Origin of the sequence: Gillisella taibaishanensis (assembly GCF_001938985.1) — a bacterium.
Taxonomy (GTDB): domain Bacteria; phylum Pseudomonadota; class Alphaproteobacteria; order Rhizobiales; family Rhizobiaceae; genus Allorhizobium; species Allorhizobium taibaishanense.
This window is the reverse complement of the sequence record NZ_MKIN01000026.1, coordinates 47,409-69,087: the sequence shown is the minus strand read 5'-3', so window position 1 is coordinate 69,087 and position 21,679 is coordinate 47,409. Positions and strand designations below refer to the sequence as shown.

The 21,679-nt window shown below is 58.7% G+C and carries 17 protein-coding genes and 2 pseudogenes; 3 read left to right on the top strand and 16 right to left on the bottom strand.

The features are described from left to right. Positions 1-99: 99 nt before the first annotated feature. The 7 genes from BJF91_RS21095 to BJF91_RS21065 all read right to left on the bottom strand — a co-directional run bounded on the left by BJF91_RS21095 (position 100) and on the right by BJF91_RS21065 (position 8,008). Positions 100-543, bottom strand: coding sequence for a DUF6527 family protein (locus tag BJF91_RS21095; RefSeq protein ID WP_210289128.1), 444 nt, complete (start codon positions 541-543; stop codon positions 100-102). Beyond that, complete coding sequence (locus tag BJF91_RS21090) at positions 543-1,715, bottom strand: ThiF family adenylyltransferase (RefSeq protein WP_075616520.1); 1,173 nt, start codon at positions 1,713-1,715, stop codon at positions 543-545. The genes BJF91_RS21095 and BJF91_RS21090 overlap by 1 nt, the downstream gene beginning before the upstream one ends. Then, a complete protein-coding gene (locus tag BJF91_RS21085) occupies positions 1,690-2,436 on the bottom strand; it encodes a multiubiquitin domain-containing protein (RefSeq protein ID WP_075616519.1) in 747 nt (248 codons plus the stop codon). The genes BJF91_RS21090 and BJF91_RS21085 overlap by 26 nt, the downstream gene beginning before the upstream one ends. A gap of 81 nt (positions 2,437-2,517) precedes the next feature. Beyond that, positions 2,518-5,916, bottom strand: coding sequence for a UvrD-helicase domain-containing protein (locus BJF91_RS21080; RefSeq protein ID WP_075616518.1), 3,399 nt, complete (start codon positions 5,914-5,916; stop codon positions 2,518-2,520). 1 nt (position 5,917) lies between these two features. Further along, a complete protein-coding gene (locus tag BJF91_RS21075) occupies positions 5,918-6,496 on the bottom strand; it encodes a hypothetical protein (protein WP_075616517.1) in 579 nt (192 codons plus the stop codon). Beyond that, on the bottom strand, positions 6,493-7,344 hold the full coding sequence (locus BJF91_RS21070) for an RNA polymerase sigma factor (RefSeq protein ID WP_075616516.1): 852 nt from the start codon (positions 7,342-7,344) through the stop codon (positions 6,493-6,495). The genes BJF91_RS21075 and BJF91_RS21070 overlap by 4 nt, the downstream gene beginning before the upstream one ends. Positions 7,345-7,474: 130 nt before the next feature. Continuing rightward, positions 7,475-8,008, bottom strand: a complete 534-nt coding sequence (locus BJF91_RS21065; RefSeq protein ID WP_075616515.1) for a hypothetical protein — start codon at positions 8,006-8,008, stop codon at positions 7,475-7,477. A gap of 650 nt (positions 8,009-8,658) precedes the next feature. On the opposite strand from BJF91_RS21065, the gene BJF91_RS21060 reads away from it, so the two are divergent. After that, positions 8,659-12,738, top strand: a complete 4,080-nt coding sequence (locus BJF91_RS21060; protein WP_075616514.1) for an Eco57I restriction-modification methylase domain-containing protein — start codon at positions 8,659-8,661, stop codon at positions 12,736-12,738. A 523-nt stretch (positions 12,739-13,261) separates the two neighbouring features. Here the strand turns inward: BJF91_RS21060 and BJF91_RS21055 are convergent. Beyond that, on the bottom strand, positions 13,262-13,714 hold the full coding sequence (locus tag BJF91_RS21055) for a hypothetical protein (RefSeq protein WP_075616513.1): 453 nt from the start codon (positions 13,712-13,714) through the stop codon (positions 13,262-13,264). Between the two features lie 60 nt (positions 13,715-13,774). Further along, a pseudogene (locus tag BJF91_RS21050) lies at positions 13,775-13,948 on the bottom strand (transposase domain-containing protein); the annotation flags it as partial. Here BJF91_RS21050 and BJF91_RS21045 point away from each other — a divergent pair. Then, positions 13,944-14,254, top strand: a pseudogene (locus tag BJF91_RS21045) (DDE-type integrase/transposase/recombinase); the annotation flags it as partial. The pseudogenes BJF91_RS21050 and BJF91_RS21045 overlap by 5 nt on opposite strands. A gap of 14 nt (positions 14,255-14,268) precedes the next feature. Further along, positions 14,269-14,514: a lysozyme family protein gene (locus tag BJF91_RS21040; protein ID WP_075616512.1), complete on the top strand. Its 246-nt coding sequence runs from the start codon at positions 14,269-14,271 to the stop codon at positions 14,512-14,514. 88 nt (positions 14,515-14,602) lie between these two features. Here the strand turns inward: BJF91_RS21040 and BJF91_RS21035 are convergent, their stop codons facing one another. From BJF91_RS21035 to BJF91_RS21005, 7 genes are all read right to left on the bottom strand, one after another. After that, complete coding sequence (locus BJF91_RS21035) at positions 14,603-15,709, bottom strand: autoinducer 2 ABC transporter substrate-binding protein (RefSeq protein WP_075616511.1); 1,107 nt, start codon at positions 15,707-15,709, stop codon at positions 14,603-14,605. An 89-nt stretch (positions 15,710-15,798) separates the two neighbouring features. Next, a complete protein-coding gene (locus tag BJF91_RS21030; protein ID WP_075616510.1) occupies positions 15,799-16,755 on the bottom strand; it encodes an ABC transporter permease in 957 nt (318 codons plus the stop codon). An 11-nt stretch (positions 16,756-16,766) separates the two neighbouring features. After that, positions 16,767-17,765 (bottom strand): ABC transporter permease, encoded by a 999-nt coding sequence (locus BJF91_RS21025; protein WP_075616509.1) that lies wholly within the window; start codon positions 17,763-17,765, stop codon positions 16,767-16,769. Next, complete coding sequence (locus BJF91_RS21020; protein ID WP_324615726.1) at positions 17,765-19,303, bottom strand: sugar ABC transporter ATP-binding protein; 1,539 nt, start codon at positions 19,301-19,303, stop codon at positions 17,765-17,767. Before BJF91_RS21020 ends, BJF91_RS21025 begins: the two co-directional genes overlap by 1 nt. A gap of 43 nt (positions 19,304-19,346) precedes the next feature. Further along, positions 19,347-20,171 (bottom strand): amidohydrolase family protein, encoded by an 825-nt coding sequence (locus tag BJF91_RS21015; RefSeq protein ID WP_075616507.1) that lies wholly within the window; start codon positions 20,169-20,171, stop codon positions 19,347-19,349. 24 nt (positions 20,172-20,195) lie between these two features. Next, positions 20,196-20,621, bottom strand: coding sequence for an RbsD/FucU family protein (locus BJF91_RS21010; protein WP_075616506.1), 426 nt, complete (start codon positions 20,619-20,621; stop codon positions 20,196-20,198). A 22-nt stretch (positions 20,622-20,643) separates the two neighbouring features. Next, positions 20,644-21,675 (bottom strand): aldo/keto reductase, encoded by a 1,032-nt coding sequence (locus BJF91_RS21005; protein ID WP_075616505.1) that lies wholly within the window; start codon positions 21,673-21,675, stop codon positions 20,644-20,646. Positions 21,676-21,679: the final 4 nt, after the last annotated feature.

Below are 21,679 nucleotides of genomic sequence, written 5' to 3'. Positions count from 1 at the left end.
TCGGAGTGCAGAGTGAACTGCATCTTTCTATGAGGTATCGGTGATGTTTCGAAGTACACTCCCGCGCGATATGCTCGCGCGGAAATGTAACTCACAAGTTTATTTTGCGGGGCGTCCCGAGATCCACGCCCAGAGGCGCTGCCAGAGACTGTGCTGTACTTTCGCTGGAGTGGGCTGAACGGCAGGCGCGACCTTTGGCGGCTGGCCATAATAACGGGCCTTGGCCGCGCGATCGCGACGACGCTCGGCCTCGACCTGCTCCTCACTCCAGGGACCGGCTTCGATCACTTTGCCCCGGTCGATCACATAGTGCGACCGGCACTTCAGCGTCCAATTGCCGATCGACGGGCGAAGCGAGACTGTCTCGCCGTCGAACGTCATCTTCCAGTCCGTCGGTGTGAAAGGCGTGACGACCTCTTCTCCGCAGCCGCAGCAGCAACTATGGGCCGATGTCGCATATTCCATCGAAACATAAAGTACGCCTGGCTGGAGGCGCTCAGGGATGTGTTCTACGAAACGATGTTCGAGCAGGTGGTGCCGCATCACGCGAGGTCTCCGTTGATCAGCATGTTGCCGTCGGTGGTGTAGGTGCAGTGATGCTCGCGCTCGAGGTCGCGATAGAACCCGCGGATCTTCTTCCACTTCACCACCGCGAGAACGGCATTCAGGGCGTTGAGATCCGCGACCTGGATGTTGGACGCGTAGATGTCCTTGGCGCCGCCGCCAACAAAAGAGATGCGCTGCTGCGCGTGGTCTCGCTTCTCCGGCGTGCTGGCGGTGACCCGCAGGATGCCGCCGAGAGATCCATCGTCGAGCTCAAGACCCATGCCGACATCGATGAATGCGGCGCCGATCGCCTCGAGCTTCTCTACGATCAACCGTTTCGCCTCCCCCGCGTCGAGGGAGAGGAATGCGAAGGTGATGCCGTCGAGAAGGTGGAGATTGTCGGCGCCGAGAGCGGTGTCGTGTGCCACGACGTTGCGGTGCATGCGGCTGTAGATGCGCTTCAAGTATTCAACCTTCTTGGGTGCTTCCCGCAGTTCCTCGAGGCTCGGAGCACCCGGTGCGCGGAACGCGTTATGGGTGAGGAACTCGTCGCTGTCGAACAGGCGGATTTCCCGAACCGGTGTCTTGGCGACCAGATCGAGAACGTAGCCGCCGGTTCCGCCGAGCCCGATGATGGCAATCTTCTCGTTGACGAGCCGCTCGGTCAGCAGGCCGATACCCACGCGGTCGGAGGCCGTTTCGACGTAGTTGAATACGCTCTCTTCCTCCTGCTCGGGCTCACGAAAAGTATGAGCTGTCACGCCGGGCTTCAGCACTGCCGCCGGGCCCGCAATGATGTTCGCGTAGCTCGTCATCTTATGGTGGTAGTCGGTATAGCCACCTTCCGGCTTGCTGGAGAAACTGTGCGTCGCCTTCAGGCCGTGACCAAGGTCGAAGGCGCCGTTGCTGTGCGAAATCCCCTGAATTCGAACGCCATTGGCATGGCATGGGAAATCACCGTCCCAGTGGACGACATGCGTGTCAGGTGTGCGCGTCTGATCCCCGGCCAGCGTAAGACTGGAGATCAAGGTGCCGATGCGCAGTTGTTGACGCTCATCGACGTAAGGGATCTCGCGCATAACGAGGTAGCCACCCCGTTGCTGGACGAAGTAGCCTTCGTCCAGCAACCGCTTGAGGTCCGGATTACGATTGAACAGTGCGCGTGACATTAAACACCGTGCCCTTCTTCTTGACATCGACAGAGCCGCCGGCCCCGAGTTCCCCGGCATGCGGCGCTGACGCCGCGTGCCGGTAGGTCATCGAGAACACGACATTCGGGTGGTGATGGCCCGGAAAGGCGAGCTGGACGATCTGTTCGAACGTGACCGTCCGAGCATCGACCGTGCGCGGCCGCGAATTGACGATGATTTCAAAGGTCATCGGCGCAGTGATAAAACGCTCAATCCCGGCGCCGGTCAGATCGATAAGCTCATTCCGTTCAATCAAACGGTCTTCGCCACCCGGGACCTCGAGGTAGATCGCCTCGCCGTCGCCGCGCTTGGCCAGGCCATAGAGGACCGTGCCGCTGATGATCGGCTTGCCCCAACGCAGTTCGTCGTCATTGAGGGTCAGCTTGAAATCGCGGTCCGATTGAAAAGCAATGAACCGCTCAGCGCCGCGCTCGCGCAGATCGAAAGGCTCGTTCAAACGCACATCCTCGAAATCGCCCGAAGACAAAATCGCAAAAAGGCTGTGACCCTGCCGAGGATCGAGTCCGGCGGCTTCGAGCAACTGACGGCCGAGCGGCACGGGATCGCTCACCTGACGGTGCTGAAAAGCGAGATCGCCCTCAGCGAGGAGGAAGCGATAAACACGCGCCGGACGAAGCGGCCGGCCTTCGCGCAGAGCGTCGCCGACATCGTCATATTCAAGAAGTTCTTCTGTAGTCATAGATTGGTTCCTTAGATTTCCGCCGTGGCGACGCCGCGGCTCTAAAGATCCAATCGGAGCGAGATTGGCCGACCGGTAAGGTCACGCAAACTTTTTTTTGAGTGGGCCTTCGGGGGTCGGACCGCAGATAAAGAAAGCCGGACAGTTCGGGCAGGTGAATGGTGAAACATCAGCCGGAAACCGCCCGGCGCGAATATCGCTTAGAAACTTTGCGAGCTTGTCCCTGCGGCCCGTTAATTCGCGATCCGACAACGACAGCGCACGTGCTTCGCCATCGGAGAGATGCACCAGTTCCGCAACGGCGCCGGGAAAGGCCTGCTTAACCGCGAGGATCAGCGCCGCCGCACCGACATCCTTGCTCTCGGTAGACCGCAGGTGCCCTGTTCCGACGCGGCGCACGGCGCGGACACCATCGGGTCGCATCAGCACCTCATCCGGCTGGACGAAGATCTCCTCCCCATCGATTATGAGACTGACAGCCGCGGGGACGGCCGCGACCGCTCCTGCGCGGCTGGACAGGAAGAAGCGTAGCATCGCCATGGCCAAGTCAAGGAATTCGGCGCGATAGCCGTGATCGGAGAGCCCCTGGCTGGCGAACGCTGCTTCGGCACGATTTTGCATGTCCTGCTCGGAAATCGACAGGCCGGACGAGATCACCGCCCCGACCACGATACGAACTGCCTCATGCAATTGCATAAAGGCGGTCGCGGTCCGACGTCCTCCGACCTGAAGGACGTGCGTGTAGAGGAAGCGGCGGGGACATGATTCATAAAGTGCGATTTGCGGTCCGCTGAAACGAAGCCGCCCATCGATGATCAATTCAACAGGTCGAGCTTCGGCTGCCACCGGAAGTGGCCGCGACGGCACGATCGAGCGGCGCATCAAGGTCCCAAGCCGATCGAGAAATGGCGAGAGCGGCCGATTGTTCCCGTTGCTCTTCTGTGTCGGCGCGTAGAGAAACAGGCGATCGCGAGCGCGCGAGAGCGCCACATAGAACAAGCACTCCTGTTCCTCAGTCTGGCCCGCTCGGAATGCCTCTAGAACGCTGCCTTCAGAACCTGTGATCATGCCTGGGGGCGCCGGACAGGCCGGGGCAGGGGGCGTGCGTGGAATCGTATCGCTGTTGAGCCCTAGGATATGCACGCCTTCGAACTCCAGGCCCTTGGCGCCGTGAATGGTCATCAGCCGCACCCCATCGAGATGTTGAGCGGCTGCCGGCAACTGACGTAGATCGCGATCGTCGCCGAGGCGGACAAGCCTGCGAACCCGATCAAGAAGGCGCGTGATAGGTAGCCCGCGCCCGGACGGCTGTACTCGCACGAAGTTGAGGAACTGCCAGATCGCAATACCGCGTGTGCGATCACCAAGATCCGGCGATGTCCCGAGACGCGCTGCAATCGGCGTGCGGTCGACGAGCAGCTTCGCGAGGATTGTCCAGGGTGAGGCGGCGGCGTCGAAGCCTGCGAGAGCAGCTGAGAGCTTGCCGAGTGCCTGGCGGCCAGCCACACTCACGTCTGGGATTGACTCGACGTGCTGAAGCCAACTTGCCGGAGCGGGGTCTGTGGCTCGCAGGTGCTCGAAAACCGCGCTCACGTCTGCGAAAGACATCGCGAAATCCGGCCAGCACGCGACCCGTACCAAACCCATGGCGCGTCGGTCGACCAAGATTGACAGGATGGCCAGGAGATCCTTGACCTCACTCCGCTCAAACAGACTGCCGAGAAATAGCACCGGCACACCGAGCCGCTCGAGGTCTTGACCGATCCTCGACAGCTTTTCGTTGCCGGTGCACAGAACCGCCTGATCGCGATAGGCGTGGCCCTGGCGCCGGAGTTCCTCGATCGCGTCGGCTAAGGCGACCTGCTGCACTTCGGCACGCTTGACCATGCGCAACTCTGGACCATGTCCATTGCCGTCCCGCTCTGCCTCCAGACCACTGTCGGTGTCACCGGCTCGCATTGTGACAGCAAAGTTGGAAAAACTGGTCACGATCTCCTGCGTCGACCGATAGTTGCGTTTCAATCGACCGCGCTTGCCGCCGGCAAAATCTTGCCTTCCGAAGCGGGTCATGTTGAAAGACGAGGCGCCACGGAAGCGATAGATGGACTGCTTGGCGTCGCCGACCACCCAGAGATTCCGACCGTCAGGTCGTAGAGCGCTCAACAATCTCACACTACTGCGGTTCACGTCCTGATATTCATCGACCAGGACATGGTCATATTGCGCCTGGAGGGTTGCGCGAATAGCCGCATCCTTCTCGAGCAGTTGCACCGGCAGCGCGACAAGGTCACCAAAGTCGATGCAATACGCGTTGCGCTTGAGCTGCTCATAGGTCGCGTAGACACGAGCCACTTCAACGGCACGCTCTGCCGCTTCGCGGGTTTCGGCGTCAGTCGCCTTCGTTAGCATGGCGCCAGCAAGTGAGGCGTAAGTGTCGGCGTCGACCACCTCATCCTTGGCTCTCGATATGGCAACCAGCATGTCGGAGATGATCTGGGTGGGATCATACAGGTTGCGATAGTGCGCGAGCCTCAGACGCGGGAACTCCTCCTCAAGGAGTTCGACTGCCTCAGTTCGATCCATCATCCGTGGATCTTTCTGTAGGCCGAGCTCCGCATAGAACCGACGGATGATATCGAGGCCAAAGGCGTGAAACGTGCCGATCCACATTGCAGCTGCTGCGTCGGGCCTCTTGCGCGCGATCCTTTCGGCCATTTCGCCCGCAGCCTTATTCGAGAACGTCAGAAGCAGGATGCGCCTCGGATCGACACCGTCTGCGAGAAGGCCCTCCACGCGTGCCACCAACGTCTGCGTCTTACCGGTGCCGGGACCTGCTTCGAGCAGGTAAGCCTCCCCGCGATGGGCCGCCGCTGTTGCTTGCAAGGCATTTAACGGCCGCTCTACATGGGCCGCGACCGGCTTGGTCGGGGTCGACGGCAACAACAGGGCATCAAACAGCTGTTGCGCCACAACCTCGAACGGAGCACCGAGCTTCGCGGCAATTTCCGAGGCAGAAAGCCCTCCATCTAGATGCAGGCCCCGCGCGACGCTGCGAGGGAGTAGCAGCTCTCTCGCGAACAGATCCATCTGGACTTCGCGCCGTTGCTTGCGCCCGTAGTCGACAACGCGGTCAATGCCGACCGGCGACGGTTCGGCGGCGCGGGCGGGATCGATAGTCAGAGCAGGCTCATCATCCGGATCATCGCCAAGCTCGACATGCCCAATCTCGTGCGCAACAAGGAAGGCTTTCTCGAATAGAGAGCCTACATTCTCGTGGAGGATCAGATCGTCGGCAGCGATAAAGGTTGCCCGACCGCCGTTGAGCACAGCTGCACCCGCGGCTGTCGGCTCAACGTCGATCCCCCGTCGCGCGGCCTCGGCGACGACGAAATCATACGGTGACCAGGGATTGGCGCCGGATTCGACCAGATGAGCGTGAAGCTCGGCGGCGACTTGCCTTGCAAGCTCCACACTGTCCATATCAGTCCGCCTCTGCCAAAAGCTCGGCGCGCCTATCATCAGGAACGCCGGCGTCGATCAGAATCTTCTCGAAGGTGACCTGCTCACCCGCGGTCGGCTTGCCATCCGCCTTGTAGCTGCGAGCCACAACCAACGGAGCCGTCCCCCAAGACAGCTGGAGCTGTGTGAGCGAGCAGTGCATTGCGGTCGCAAGATTCTTGAGAAACCGCTGCGGGATACTAAGCAGCGACGCGCGCCGTTCACGCAACGCGGTGATGACCTGGCGCGGAACGTTCAGTTGTTGGGCGACGGTACGCCAATCGTCGGCTGTCAGAGCCGCAAAAGGATCTGACGCCGCCGCTGGCAAAGCCTTGGCATGTTGCGACCACGCGGCATCGATCAGCGCCTGATCCGCAACGGAGAGGGGCGCCTCATCCTCTGAAATCTCACGGCTTAGCTCGAGCGAAAGGTCAATTAGTTCAGTAGAGTATTCTGGGTAAAGTCGCAGGTAGCGCTCGAGGGTTGAGCGATCTGGCTCGCTTTCGACCGCGAATGCGTCAAGTACGGCTTCACGGGAGGGGCGTTCGCCAGCCGGGATCATTGCTGTTCACCGTCAGCCAGAGCCAACCGCAATGTTGCAATCGCTTTGTCGCGATAAGTCCGGATCGTCTTTTCAGAGCGCCCCAAGGCCTTAGCGATGGTCATGACGTTTGGCTCCTTTGAGTCTATGGGAAAGCCCTCTTTCAGCATGTGTATGATCCTGATTTGTTCTGGCGGTAGAGCGTCAATCGCCGCATCCAGACGCAACCGGTAAGACGGATCGTCGAAATGTGATCCGGCGAAAGGATCGTGCACTCCGGCCGCCGCCTCAACCTCTGCAGACAATTCGCCACTCTCGTCATATTCGAGAGGCCGAGAGCGGTTTTCCTCGCGCCAAGCCTGTTCCTGCGCATCGCGTCGAAGGCTAGCAACAGCACCGTCGAAACGCACCTCGAAATAGTCGAGTTTGTCGACATACGACGCTCGATCCGCTGAAAGCAATTCAACGAACCTACTGAAGACCTTGTCGCGCACCAGACCGCGCGTTAGCGATTCAGTTTTGCCGTCGGAGCTTTCTGAGTTAGGCAAACTGCGCAGGACTCGCTGCATAAGAATACGATAAAGGCGCTCGAACCACGCCTCGTTATTGTCGTGACGGCTAGCGCGAATGAAATGCAGGAGGCATTCGCTTGGCACGAAGTTTGGATCGGAGCGCTTCGTGATTGCAGCCCTGCCGATCAACTCATCACGTGGAAGGATGGTCAATTCCGCAATGAGTCTCTCCATGCCTGCATCACGCGAATAGAGTTCGCCGGTGAGGCTACGTTTGCGTAATGGTGTAACGATCGCTACTCGTGCGTGGCTGTCTGCTCTCTTGCCCGCATCGGCACTTCCCCCTACCTGTTTCATCGTCGCGCCCCATGTTCTCGTTCAGGTGCTCTCGTGCGAGGAGATTTTGTCGTGCGCTACCTCAGCCTTTGGATGGTTTCTGAAAATCATTCCTTGCACCGCACTTTCCCCATGTCATTGCTTCCGAGATTTAGCCGCCAATTACGTCAACGAGCGCCACAGATTGCCCCGGTTCACTATGAAGCCAAACCTCAATACGCGGGCCATTTTCAAACCGTCTCGCAATATCTCGAACGAGTCGCTCCGGATAATATCCATAGAAGAGATACAGCCCACGTTCATAGCCAACCTCTGTCTGGAATACAGAAAGCGTGGCGAAATCTTTTTCGATCCCGCGGGGATTGTTTGCCGCGTTGCCTCCCGCCTTCACCTCAATAATAGCGTGATTCCGGCCCATATAGCCCGGAACATGCACCAGCAGATCGGGGATCGACATATCAAGCCCCAGCCGATGAAGTATCGGGTGCCCGCGCTTATCCACCTCGCCATTGAGAACGAAATCCGTCTCGTCCCGCCTTGGCCAGAGGATTCTGAGTTGGTGATATAGCTCGTAGCAATAGACCCGTTCTCGGTAGATTGGTCCTCCGCCATCGATCGGCAAATTGAAAAAGTGGGCTTCGACTTGCCCAGTGGCTTTGGCAAGTATTTCGTCGAGTTGGTGCATGTGATTCTACCAAACACTGTCTGCGTTTCGACGGTACCCGATAACTGAGATATACGAACAGTCATTTGCAACTTTAAGAACCAGAAAATTAGCGATCATGGGTTGGGCAACCTGCATGTACTGCGTGAGAAAGTGCATTTTCTCCGTCGACGATTTCTATTCCCTGGGCGCTCAAGGCCGGTATCGATCAGGGCATTACCATCGACGGCGTGCCAACGCAGCGCCTTGCTAATCGAGGCGCCAACGACACTGCAGATTGATTTCGGTGCCGGAATTCAAGCGCAGTGTAGCCGCTGGAGGCGGACTCAACGTCAGCTGCCACTTCCCCGATGGAAATAGACGTGCAATGCATCCGGGGCGATACGTGCGTGGGGAATCAGGCATCAAAGCCACTAGGTGACAGATGTGCGATTAGACATCATCACCGAATTGCAAGTGCCTAACGAAACAGCACCATTTGCGTGCAGTTCGTCCCTCGTCGCGCACGCCTGAGTGATCAATAGCTTCGCCCTGCCATCAGTCGATCAAAATCGTACGTCCGGCGCGGATTAAAGTGGGATACCGTTGGATAAGGGGCAAACAGGGGGCGCGCGAATCCACCAGTTGGGCTATCGCTTGCAGAGTGGACAATTGGTTGGGCAGTAGCGTTAATGATCGAAAGCATCTTTCAGGGGAGCCTTTTCACTAGTGACTTTCTGACACAGTCCATCGTCAACAATGCGGACTGGAAAAGCATAAGTGACCGGGATATCGATGCTTTAGCGGCAGACTTCAGCGCCGTTTTCTCTTCCTTTCCCACAGGGCAAACGCCCAACGAAACCCGAACTGAGGACGACTTGATCTGGCCAGTCTTACGGCGGCTGGGGTGGGATCAAGTCATGCGCCAGCAAAATCTGACAATCAAAGGAAGGGATGATGTGCCGGATGGCCTGCTGTTTGCAGATGCGGCAACGAAGGCACAAGCAGATCGGTTTCACGAAGAATGGAGGCGCTATCAGTTTGGCCTTGCAATAGTCGAATCAAAGAGGTGGCGCCGACCGCTCGATCGCCAATCGGGTAGGCGTGGCGAGGAGCTCGCACCCTCAACGCAAATGCTCCGCTACCTGCGGCGCGTCGATGATTTGACGACCGGCAACTTGCGTTGGGGCATTCTCACGAACGGCGGCAGGTGGCGGCTTTACTATTCGGGTGCCCGGTCAGTATCTGAACAGTTCTTCGAACTCGACCTAGCCGCAATATTGGGAATCCCTGGATACGGCGACGGCCTCGTCGCGCTTGACAATGATCAGAAGCGTCACGCCCTTCGCGTATTCGCTCTGGTGTTTCGGAGAGAGGCGTTTCTACCTTCCGCGACCGATCCAAGGACCTTCCACGTCCGAGCTCTCGAAGAAGGAAAGTTCTACGAGGAGCGCGTCGCTGCCGACCTGTCGAACCTCGTATTTGAGCATATCTACCCGCTGCTGGCTCGTTCGATCGCGGAAAGCGCATCCGATGCTCCGCTGCAGGACGTGCGGGAAGCCGCACTTATCCTGCTCTACCGGCTACTATTCATCCTTTACGCCGAGGACCGCAACCTGCTGCCGGTCAATGATCGCCGGTACGATGACTATGGCTTGCGCGATCGGGTTCGACTCGATGTCGGCGACCGCAAGGACAGGGGCGATACCTTCTCGACGACTGCGGCACGCTACTGGTCTGTTCTCGACGATTTGTGCCGTGCAGTTGACGAAGGCGACACGTCGATCGGGCTGCCGCCTTACAATGGCGGATTGTTCGACTCGGGACGCACTCCGCTTCTCCGCAGGGTGCGCCTTTCCGACTCCGTTGTGGCGGAGATAATCGATAAGCTCTCTTTCGAGCGCGCTGACGGCGGACGCAAATATATAAACTACCGCGACCTGAGTGTGCAGCAACTAGGTTCGATCTATGAGCGGCTGCTGGAGCATGAGGTCGTCAGGGTAGGCACGATCGTTGATATTCGCCCAAATATTTTCGCGCGCAAAGGCTCCGGCAGCTACTACACACCTGATGATCTCGTGAATCTCATTATCGGCGAGACGCTGAAGCCGCTAATCGAGGACCGCCTAGCGGCGTTCCGGGAAAAGGCCGAAGAACTTGCGGCTTCCGATCAAGATGAAGGCCGCAAGCTCGGCATCTTGAAGCGGTTCGACCCAGCCGAAAGATTGCTCGACCTCAAAATCTGCGACCCAGCAATGGGATCGGGTCACTTCCTTGTCAGTCTCGTCGACTATATGGCCGACCAAGTCATCACCGCCATGGCCGAAACTGAAACCATGGTCGAGTGGGCAGACTATATCTCACCGCTTGCCGACCGGATCGAAGGCATCCGCAACACTATTCTGGGCAATGCTGAAGAGCGCAGATGGACGGTCGATCCGGAACAGCTCGATGACCGCCACATTATCCGACGCATGGTCCTCAAGCGCTGTGTCTACGGCGTCGACAAGAACCAGATGGCCGTTGAGTTGGCCAAGGTCGCGCTTTGGCTGCACAGTTTCACGGTGGGGGCACCACTGTCGTTCCTCGATCACCATCTACGCTGCGGCGACAGCCTTTTCGGTTCTTGGGTGAAAACCGGCATCAAGAAGGCCACGGTCTATGGAAGTCCGCTGCTGCTCCATGAACCTGTTAAGACGGCGCTAGGGTCGGCGGCCTCAATGCAGACGATCGAAGGCCTACCCGACGCGGAAATCGCGGAAGCGCATCGCTCGAAGGAAATCTTCGAAGGCGTCCAGGTGATGACGGCGCCGCTGAATGCGTTCCTTTCGCTGCTACACGCGATTGAATGGCAGGGCCTCAAAGGGAAGGATAACACGAAGGCAATCCAAGGTTTCTTCGACGGTTCCTTTGGGGATCCTTTTGAGATTGCGCTTGGTAAGCGTGAGCCGCAGGTCCGCGACAATCATGGCCGCCGCTTTGTCGAGATCCTTGCCGCCGCTCGCGAGCTGATTAATGAAGAGCGCTTCCTAAACTGGCAGGTAGCGTTCCCGGGGGTGTGGACCAGTTGGGAGGGCGACGGCCTAACCGGCGGCTTCGACGCTATAATCGGCAACCCGCCTTGGGACCGTCTGAAACTGCAGCAGGTCGAATGGTTTGCCGCGCGCCGGCCCGAGATTGCGATGGCCGAACGCGCTTCAGATCGGAAGAAGATGATTGCTGCATTGGAGGACGGGAATGATCCGTTGGCCGCGGATTTTTCCAAAGCGAATGAGCGCGCCGAAACTGCAGCGCGCATGGCGCAAAAAGGCGGGGACTATCCGCTCCTGTCAGGAGGCGACACGGCCATCAATTCTCTCTTTGTGGAGCGCGCCGCGCACCTTTGCAAGCCGGGTGGTGTGGTCGGCCTCCTGGTGCCCTCAGGGATTGCCACGGAAAATACATCTCAGAAGTTCTTTTCGGGCTTGATGGCTACCGACGGTGTGCGGTGCGCGTACGATTTCTTCAACAAGCGTAACAGTGGGCAGCTTTTTTTCCCGGATGTGTATTACCGCTTCAGGTTTTCCGCGCTAGTGTTTTCACCACAAGGCCGGTCATTTGACGGTTGCCGCTTCGCGACGTTCGTACGCAACGTTGATGAATTGGACGAACCGGGCAAGGTCTTCGTCCTTTCCCTCGACCATTTTCGTCACGTCAATCCAAACACCGTCACGGCGCCCATCTATCGCGCTGCGCGTGACAAGGACATTTCCTCGACCATCTACTCCCGCATGAACGTTCTCGTAAACCGTTCTGGTGAGTCAGAGATGAGAGTGTGGCCCGTCCGGTACGGAACGATGTTCCATATGGCGAACGATTCTCAACTCTTCCGTACACACAGGGAGCTGGAAGAGCGAGAGGCGGCCTACCCGATTGGGCAGAATCTCTGGCGAAGCGGAGAGGCCGATTGGGTACCTCTATATGAAGGCAAGATGGTGCAGGCCTTCGATCATCGGGCATCCGGAATCGTGACTGTGTCAAAAAACATGTACCGGCCCGGTCAAGGCGAGCAAACCACTGAAGAGGAACACCAAAACCCTAGTTTTGCGCCCGCTCCACGCTATTTCGTGAAGGCGGACAGGCCAATGGCAGTTCAGCTTGCTATCAAGGACATTACATCCACCACGAACGCGCGTTCGATCATAAGCTGCCTCATACCGCCCTATGCGGCGGGTCATACGCTCGCGATCCTAGAATTGGAACTGGTAGACCGTCGCGAGCGGGCTATAGCGCAGGCTCTGCTCTGTGCCAACTTTAACAGCGTTGTTCTTGATTTTGTTGCGCGGACCAAAATCCTTAGTAATCATGCGAGCTGGTTTGTTCTAGAGCAGCTTCCCATGGTCCCACTTGACCAATTTGAAAGGACGCGATTTGGCGACAGGACCGCTGCCGAGGTCCTCATCGATATCGTTCTTGAGCTTACCTACACTGCACACGACATAGCTCCGTTTGCTCGCGACATCGGATACGTTGACGTGACCGGCGAGGTCCGACCGCCTTTCGCATGGGATGAAGGGGCGAGGCTGAAACTGAGAGCCAAACTCGACGCGGTCTTCTTTCATCTCTATGGAATCGTCGACCGGGACGACGTTCGTTACATCTACTCCACGTTCCCAATTGTTGAACGCCAAGAGAAGGAGATCTATGGTGGGCAATACCGTTCCTGCGAGTTGTGCCTCGCATACATGAGCGCACTTGCGGCCGGACATCCCAACGCCGACATCGTTCTGTGAGAATGTCTAAATCAGCGCTCCTGCTGAACCAGACTGGGGCCAGGTTGCGGCAGCCATCTTAGGTTGCGCAATCTTCTGCAGTGATTTCGAGAACCAAAAAGACGACCGCGCCTTAGGGATTTCGGCTTACCTTTGGGCGCGGGGTTTGCTCCTCGACGATCTGCGCCGTAAATCTTGGGATAGACGTCTCGACCAATCGCAGGAATCGTTGGCTGCGAGCCCCCGCAACCAAATCAAAAAAATCAAATCAAACTCACCCCGTCAGTCAGTCTGGCGGGTTCTTTGCGTTCCAAAAACATCAACGATCACGACCGTCTCGATCACCGCGCGCACCATCAGCATCAGTCGATGCTCGGCATGCTCGACGGCGGTGGTGCGGGCAAGGCCGCAGGTCAGTTCGCGGTCCGCCGCTCTTTCTACCGGACATTCAACATAAGCGCTTCCGATGTGTTGCTCACACCTTGTTACCGATCTTTAGTGTTCGAGATATCCGCTCGAACATACGCCATAGCCCTGCGGGATACTATTTTGGCATTGGTTGGAGCCCAAACCCCAGTTCCTTGGTGTATATCGTACCATAGAGCCCCATCGACGTATCAAATGTGACCTCAATATCGCCTTTGACGGGCGCGGCGCACGTTTTCCAATTTGTTGCTGCCTCGTCGGAGGGGAGCCGACGTATTTTAAGATCAAAGATGATTGAACCGGCACTACCGTACAGTGTAATGCCGGACACTCCTCTCATCCTTAGCGTAACAATGGCATGGCGATCGCAAATGAACCGGCCATGCTTATCGAGTTCGTCTGTCATCCGGAATGCATGGATCGCCAAGAGGACATTGCCATTCGCAATTTCCAGTCGCTCCAGAGATGCATCATGGAACCTCGGACAGAAGCCGAACCAGTCTATGACGGTTTGCCCGCCAGTGAGAGAGGCAAAGAGAGTTTGATCGTTTTCCCAGTCAGTGGATGACATGTTCCGATACTCCTAAGGCAGTTGGCTGCTGCGAGGTAAGCTTCCCGTGAAAGCCGTAGGTCAGGCCGCTTGAGCTTCGATGGTCGTAGGTGTCCAATTCCACGGAAGCAGTTGCTCCAGCTTGATAATCGGCGTGTCAGCGATGCGGGCAAAAACATCGGCAAGCGACGCCTGCGGATCGATGTCGTTGAGCTTTGCCGTCGTGATCAGCGTAGCCATGAAGGCGGCACGGTCAAGCTTTGTGCTCGACGTGCGGGTGCAGAGCTGCCGCCAAGCGGAGACGGCAAAGCGTTTGATGCGTAATTTCCTCAAAGCGCAAGGCCAGCTTCCGCGTGTAATGATCGCTGACAAGCTACGCGCATATGGCGCGGCCAAGCGGGAGATCACGTCTGGCGTCGAACATCGTTCTCATAAGGACTGAACAACCGCGCGGAAAATTCCCGTCAATCGACACGACGGCAAGAGCGGATCATGAAATGCTTCAAGTCAGCTCCACAGCTCCAGCGGTTCGTCTCCATTCATGATCCCGTCGGGGCACTCCAACGGCCAGAGACGTGCCGCCTCAGGTTACGTACGATGCGACCATCGGCTGGCAAACCGGCTATTTCGAAGGGGTGGCGGTGTTTTGTGCGGAGGATCCGGGGCAGGCGGAAATAACAAGGCCTGAAACGGCCTATCGCTTAAAGCCTGGCCGAAGCGGTGCCTTGGAAAACCACGACGATGCGACCGAGGCACGCCCTGCCGATCCGAACAACGCGAGTATCAAGATCGATCTTTCGGACATCGGTGCAAGGCCGTGATTCCCGCAAATCCAGTATGTTAATTTCCACTGATAGCTGACCACAGAACCGCCCGGATCAATCCCGATCCGGGCGGTTCTGGAAAGGCTTAGAAGTCGTACTTGTCAACATTATCCTTGGTGAACACGGCGGGACTGCCAAGTAGGATCTGGCTGCCGTTGATGATCTGCAATTCTCCGAGACGACCCGCCTTGAAGGTCTTGTCGCCCGGCTTCAACGTGCCGTCGGCTGACGCACGCAGTGCTTCCATGGCGGCATAGCCGAGATCAGTTGTGCTCCACAGAACCGCAGACTTCACGCAGCCGGCCTTGATGTAAGGTTTCATTGGGTTCGGCGTGGCGAGACCAACGACGGAAATCTTCCCGCATTGTCCGGCCTGGGTCACGGCATCGGCGGCGGCCGGCGTCGCAACGCTGGTCATGCCGATAATGCCCTTCATGTCGGAGCCATACTTGTTGATCAGCGTATTTGCCTGATTGAAGGAGAGAATGTTGTCTTCCTGTGCCTCAACGGTTTCGAGCCACGTCATCTTCGGATAGCACTTTGCCTGGTAGGCGGACATTTCAGAGATCCAGCGCGCCTGGTTGGGCGTGGTGAAAGTCGAAGTTACGATTGCAAAAGAACCGTCCGGACCGATTTCTTTGGCCAGGGTATCGATCAGCGACTTCGCCACACCATTTGGCGTTGCTGGGTTGACGAACCACTGCCGGGCATCTGCCTGGGCGTCGGCGTCATAGCCGACAACATTGATGCCGGCCGCGAGCGCCTTCTTCAGCACCGGCGCGATTGCAACAGGGTCATTGGCCGAGAACAGAATGCCATCGACACCAGAGGTGATGTAGTTGTCGATCAGCGTGATCTGGTCGTCGATATTGGCCTTGGTGGAACCGTCGGTCTTGGCGCTGACATTACCCAGGTCCTTGGCGGCTTCCATCACCCCTTTCGAGGTCGAGTTGAAATAGCCGATGCCGACGAGCTTCGGCACATCGACCACCTTGATCTGCTTGCCGTTGCGGTCCGGCGCCTTGGCTGGGCTGCCGCCATCATAGGTGACAGGCGCGGCTGCGGCTGGCGTGCCGTCGCAGGCGAGCGGATTGGTGGGCAGATCGTCGCCCCCAGTCCAGGTAGATGCGGCCTGCGATGTGCCGGCTGACAGTGCTAGGGCCAGTAGGCTGGTGATCATATATCTGCGCATGGGTTCCTCCTCCTTATTGCGAGACGTGAAGCATTTCCAGAAAAAGTGTGACACGGTTTTTCGTCCGGAAATGCGAAAAGCGAATAAATTCAGGCAAGTCGCTTGTTGAGCACCGTGGTCATGAGAATGGCGCCGATCAGCATCAGGCCGATCAGCACGGCGGTGCCTTCCGCCTTGACGCCCGCCAGCGACAGTCCGTTCTTCAGGCTCTGGATGACGACGAGCCCGATCAGCGTGCCGATGACGCTGCCGCGACCGCCGTAGATCGACGTGCCGCCCAGAACCACAGCGGTAATGGCATCGAGTTCCAGTCCCGTGCCCATGTCGGAGCGGGTGGTGGAAACGCGGGAAACGAAGATTACGCCAGCCAGCGCGGCGGCAAAACCCGATGCCGTGTAAACGGCGATTTTGGTCCGATTGACCGGCAGGCCTGAAAAGAAGGCCGCCACTTCATTGGCCCCAATGGCATAGATGCTGCGGCCAATACGAGTGGCAGCAAGGAGAATGCTGGCCAAGATTGCGAGCGCGATCAGGATCCACAACTGTGTTGGTACGCCAAGCAGGCTGCCCTGACCAAGGACATAGAACCATTCAGGATAACCGCGCACCGAGCGCGCCTGGCTTATGCCTTCGGCAAGGCCGCGATAAAGCGCTAGCGTCGCGAGCGTGGCAATCAACGGTGGCACGCCGAAGCGGGTAATGACGAACCCGTTGACGAAGCCGCAGAAGGTGCCAACGGCAATAGCCAGACAGGCCGCGAGGACCAGCGGCAGCCCGAGGTTCTGCCAGAACACGCCGGTCAGGATGGCGGTCAGCCCGAGGATCGAGCCGACGGAAAGGTCGATGCCGCCTGTGATGATCACGAAGGTCATGATGATCGCCACCAGACCCACTTCCGTCATCAGCCGGCCCTGATTGAGCAGGTTGGCACCGGTGAAGAACTGGCTGGACTGGAAGGCCAGCAGGATCAGCAGGGCGACGGCCACAATGGCCAGGATGGTCTCGTGCCGCAGCAGATTGCGCCAGGAGATGTTATGCAAGGACATAGGTTTTCTCCTTAACGAGCCGGACGGCGGCGGATCATGTCCGCAAGCACAGTGATGAGGATCAGGCCGCCTATCACCGCCCGCAGCCAATAGGCCGAGACATTGACGAAGATCAGCGCCGAGCCGATGGTGGCAAACAGGATGGCGGCAAGGGTCGAACCGATCACGGTGCCCGATCCGCCGAGGATCGAGACGCCGCCGACCACGGCGGCCGTAATGACAGTCAGTTCCAGGTTCGGCGGCACGGTGGACTGGATCACCTGCAATTGCGTGGCAAACAGAATGGTGGCGATGCCCGCGAATGCACCATGGATCACGAAGACCGCCAGCACCCGCCGCTCGGCAGAGAGACCTGTTGCGCGGGCCGCCTCCGGATTACCGCCGACGGCATAGAGCGAGCGACCGAAGGGGAAATTGCGCATCCACCAGGCAGCCAGCACGGTCAGCAACACCATGGCGATGATCGGGAAGGGCAGGCCGAACGGCTTCCACTGAGCGATCATGAACTCCTTCGGTAGGCCGGAGATCCAGGTGCCGCCGGTGATCGAGATCAGCCCGCCGCGCAGGATCGACATCATGCCAAGCGTCACGACGATGGAGGGAATCCGCGCATAGGCGACCAGCCAGCCAACAATGAAATTCACGGCCATGCCGAGGATGACAGGCGCACCCCAGGCGACCCAGACGGGATAGCCGGAGACGGCAAGCGTGCCTGAGATTGTGGCAAGCACCCCGATCAACGCGCCGATGGAGACGTCGATATGGCCTGTGATGATGACCATCGCCATGCCGATGGCGGCAACCGCAATATAGGCATTGCCGGAAAAAATAGTGTTGAGGTTCGAGGTGCTGAGAAAGCGCGGATTGTAGAGCCCAACCGCAACAAACAGCACCAGCATGGCCGCGATAATCACAAATTCCTGCCCGTAATCGCTGACCAGTCGCGACAGGAGGGGGCGAGGGGGCCTGGATTTGCCTGTGAGGACAGCGGATTGCTGAATAGCAGCCATCACGCAGCCTCCTTCGACGCCGTTTGCGCGGTCATCGCGGCACCAACCGTTTCGGGCGTGGCATTGGCACGGTCGATGACAGCAGTGACCTGACCGTTGTTCATGACGAGGATGCGGTCGCTCATGCCGATCACTTCGGGCAGTTCGCTCGATATCATGATGATGGCGAGGCCTTTTGCCGCCAGCTCGCTCATCATCGCGTGGATTTCGGCCTTGGCCCCGACATCGACGCCGCGGGTCGGCTCATCGAGGATCAGGATATCAGGGTTTGTGGCCAGCCATTTGGCAATCACCACCTTTTGCTGGTTGCCGCCAGACAGTTCACCGACCGGCTGGTGAATACCCGCCCGCGCCCGCACACCCAGCCGCTTGACAGCCTCTACCGCGCGGCGGGCTTCCTCGGCAAAGTTCAGGAACAGGCCGGGGGCGATCCGGTCAAGCGATGCCATGGACAGGTTTTCATTGATGGTCATCGATTTGACGAGGCCCTGAAGGCCGCGATCCTCGGGCACATAGGCAAGACCGAGGTCTCGGGCCTGCCGTGGCGTCTTGATCGTCACCGGCTTGCCTTTCACCCGGATTTCGCCTGATGTGGCGGGCGTGATCCCGAACAGCGTCAGCGCCAGTTCCGTGCGACCGGAGCCAACGAGGCCGGCAATGCCCAGCACTTCGCCACGCTTCAGCGAAAAGGAAATGTCGCGCACCAGCCGACCGTGATTGAGCTTGGACACCTCAAGAACCGCTTCGCCGATCTCAGCCTCGCCTTTCGGGAAAAGCTGCTCGATCGAGCGACCGACCATCATCGACACCAGCAATGCTTCATCCGCGTCGCCGATGTCGCGGGTGTCGATCATCATGCCGTCGCGTAGCACCGAAACCCGGTCGGCCAGCGCAAAGATTTCTGCCATGCGATGGCTGACATAGATGATGCCGACGCCGCGAGTTTTGAGGTTGCGCACCACATCCATCAGCCGCGCAACATCCTTTTCGGTGAGCGATGCTGTCGGCTCGTCCATGATCAGGATACGCGCCTTGTGGGAGAGGGCCTTGGCAATTTCCACCCGCTGACGCTGCGCGACCGACAGCGTTGCGATCCGGGTGTCGACATCGAGATCATGACAGTCGAGGTTGTCGAGCAGGTTGCGCGCCTTGGCGCGGGCCTCGGCCCAATCGATCCGGCCCATGCCTTTCCTTGGATAGTGACCGAGGAAGATGTTTTCCGCGACTGTCAGTTCGGGAAACAGCAGCAATTCCTGATAGACGGTGGCAATGCCGGCGCTGTTGGCATCCTTGGCAGAGGCAAACTTTGCTGGCTGACCATCGATTTCCATCACGCCGCCGTCCGGCTGGTAGAGGCCGGACAGGATCTTGATCATCGTCGATTTACCGGCGCCGTTTTCACCGAGCAGCGCATGGATTTCGCCGGGCCGCACGTCGAAGGAGATATCCTTCAGCACCTTGACGGGGCCGAAGGATTTGGAAATCCCGGCCAGCCGCACATAGGGCCGGCGCCGATCCGTTTCCTCAGGGTTAGACACGTCGTTCCTCCTCATTTCACACGCTATTTCCATTGCGCCTGTGTCAGACGCCGTAGAAACGGGCAGCATTGTCCTTGAAAATCCAGCGCAGCTGTTCCGGCCCAAAATGCGCAGACAGTAGAGTGCGAGCGAGATTGGCGACGTCCGAATACCTTCCCGCGAGCGTGCAAACCGGCCAGTCGCTGCCGAACATCAAGCGCTCCGGCCCAAAGCAGCGGGCGACGTGGTCGACGTATGGACGAAAATCCTCTAGCGCCCAATCGGGCTTTGCTTCGGTCACCATGCCCGACACCTTGCAGCAGACGGTCTGGAAACCGGCGATTTCCTCGATATGCGTCCGCCAGGGATCGAGTGTGCTCTTGGCGATCTCGGGCTTTGAGATATGGTCGACAACGGCCCGCAGATCCGGCACTTGCTTCAAGGCCGCAATCACATGCGGCAGATGCCGGGTGAACGTCAGGATGTCGAAGGGCAGGCCCGCATCGGCAATTGCCTTCAGACTGTCGATCACCTTTGGCCGCAGGATATAGGCGTCATCAGCCAAGCCCTGCAGCATCGGGCGGATGCCGACGAATTTCGGATGCTGCCGATAGCGGGTAAGCCGCGCCTTGAAGTCTGCGGCCTCCATATCGATCCAGCCAACCACGCCCGCCACGAAATCCGTCTTGTCGGCAATATCGAGCAGGAAATCCGTTTCCGCTTCCGTTTCTGCCGCCTGCACGAGAATGGTCCGGGTGACGCCGGCCCGGCGTATCTCGCGCGTCAGATCCTCCGGCATGAAATCGCGGCAGATCGAGCCGATCTCCGGCGTAAGCCAGCCGTAGTCGCCGCGTTCCACCTTCCAGAAATGTTGATGACTGTCGAGCATGTCGGTCTCCTCCCGAACCGCGCGTCACTCAGGACGCACGACGCCCTTCTTGAGGATGATGTTGCCGTAGAGCCGGCGCTCGCCGGTCGAGACCACGGCAAAGGCAACCTTTGAGCGATCGTAGAAGGCGAAGCGGTCGACTCCTTCCAGCGGAATGCGACGGCCTTCAGCGTTTTCGATAATCGTCTCGAACTCCGCGTAGATCGCCGGCCGATCGCCCGGCGCGTCGATGACAGCTGCTGGAAAATCGACGAAATCGTCGAGTGGCATCAGCGACAGAATGGCCTCCGTCACCGCGCAGGCATTGATACCAGGCATCTGCACCAGCCGCTGTGCTGCCGTGACCGCCGGGAAATTGCCATCGGAAATGACGATTTCATCGCCATGGCCCATATCGGCGAGGATGGCGAGAAGCTCGCCAGTCAGAAGCGGGTTGATGGATTTCAGCATGGTCGGTCTCCCCGATGTCAGATTATTGGGTGATCAGGCCCTGGGCCTTCAGCGTGGTCCAGAGATCGTCAGGGATCTCCTGTTCGAACCATTCAATATTGGTGGCGATTTGCGCGGCCGTCTTCGCGCCGATAACGACGCAAGTCGCAGCCGGGTGGCGCAGTGGGAATTGGATGGCGGCGGCGGGAAGCGGTACGTTGAAACTGTCGCAGACGGCCCGCAGCTTTTCGGCTCGCTCGATCATCTCTGCGGGCGCGTCGGCATAGTTGAACTTGCGGCGGCCCGAAGTGGAGGCGAGGATGCCGGAATTGAAGACGCCTGCCACGACAACCGCCATGCCGTGTTTTTGCGCCAGCGGTAGGAACTCCGCCTCCGCATCATGGTCCAGCAGGGTGTAGCGCCCGGCCAGCATCGAACAGTCGAGATCTGCCTCCTGCAAGGCATCGCGGATTATCTGCCATTCGTTGACGCCAAGGCCGAAGCCTTTGATATCGCCGGCAGCCCGCAACTCACCGAGCGCTTTGAAACCGCCGCCCTTGGTCAGCGCATTCCAGTGATGCTCATGCAAATCAGCATGGGTGACGCGACCTATGTCATGCACGTAGAGAAGGTCGGGGCGGGGAAAGCCGAGGCGCTGCTGGCTGTCGTCGAAGCTGCGCATCACGCCGTCATAGGTGTAATCAAACACTTCGCGGAAATCCAAACCGTTCCACCAGCCCGGATCGAGCGGGTTCTTTGGCGGGGCGGGCGACAGCTTGCGGCCGGCACGCTCAGTCGTCATCAATCGGCCGACCTTGGTGCTGATCACCCAGTCGCGGCTCTCCGGCGCCTTTTCCCGCAGCAATTCACCGGTCAGATGCTCGGAGCGCGTATTGCCGTACATCGGCGCGGTATCGAAATAGCGGATGCCGGCGTCCCAGGCATGATCAAGCATGGCGGTGGCGTCTTCCTTTGCCACGGAGGCATAAAGGCCACCAAGCGGTGCTGTGCCGACGCCGAGTGCCGTGACGCTGATGCCGGTTTTGCCGATGGGACGTTTGTCAGTCGCTTTCATGCCT

Excerpts from the sequence above, each read along its gene's own strand:
- BJF91_RS21095 (WP_210289128.1), bottom strand. The coding sequence starts at position 543 with ATGCGGCACCACCTGCTCGAACATCGTTTCGTAGAACACATCCCTGAG.
- BJF91_RS21090 (WP_075616520.1), bottom strand. The coding sequence starts at position 1,715 with ATGTCACGCGCACTGTTCAATCGTAATCCGGACCTCAAGCGGTTGCTG.
- BJF91_RS21085 (WP_075616519.1), bottom strand. The coding sequence starts at position 2,436 with ATGACTACAGAAGAACTTCTTGAATATGACGATGTCGGCGACGCTCTG.
- BJF91_RS21080 (WP_075616518.1), bottom strand. The coding sequence starts at position 5,916 with ATGGACAGTGTGGAGCTTGCAAGGCAAGTCGCCGCCGAGCTTCACGCT.
- BJF91_RS21075 (WP_075616517.1), bottom strand. The coding sequence starts at position 6,496 with ATGATCCCGGCTGGCGAACGCCCCTCCCGTGAAGCCGTACTTGACGCA.
- BJF91_RS21070 (WP_075616516.1), bottom strand. The coding sequence starts at position 7,344 with ATGAAACAGGTAGGGGGAAGTGCCGATGCGGGCAAGAGAGCAGACAGC.
- BJF91_RS21065 (WP_075616515.1), bottom strand. The coding sequence starts at position 8,008 with ATGCACCAACTCGACGAAATACTTGCCAAAGCCACTGGGCAAGTCGAA.
- BJF91_RS21060 (WP_075616514.1), top strand. The coding sequence starts at position 8,659 with ATGATCGAAAGCATCTTTCAGGGGAGCCTTTTCACTAGTGACTTTCTG.
- BJF91_RS21055 (WP_075616513.1), bottom strand. The coding sequence starts at position 13,714 with ATGTCATCCACTGACTGGGAAAACGATCAAACTCTCTTTGCCTCTCTC.
- BJF91_RS21035 (WP_075616511.1), bottom strand. The coding sequence starts at position 15,709 with ATGCGCAGATATATGATCACCAGCCTACTGGCCCTAGCACTGTCAGCC.
- BJF91_RS21030 (WP_075616510.1), bottom strand. The coding sequence starts at position 16,755 with ATGTCCTTGCATAACATCTCCTGGCGCAATCTGCTGCGGCACGAGACC.
- BJF91_RS21025 (WP_075616509.1), bottom strand. The coding sequence starts at position 17,765 with ATGGCTGCTATTCAGCAATCCGCTGTCCTCACAGGCAAATCCAGGCCC.
- BJF91_RS21015 (WP_075616507.1), bottom strand. The coding sequence starts at position 20,171 with ATGCTCGACAGTCATCAACATTTCTGGAAGGTGGAACGCGGCGACTAC.
- BJF91_RS21010 (WP_075616506.1), bottom strand. The coding sequence starts at position 20,621 with ATGCTGAAATCCATCAACCCGCTTCTGACTGGCGAGCTTCTCGCCATC.
- BJF91_RS21005 (WP_075616505.1), bottom strand. The coding sequence starts at position 21,675 with ATGAAAGCGACTGACAAACGTCCCATCGGCAAAACCGGCATCAGCGTC.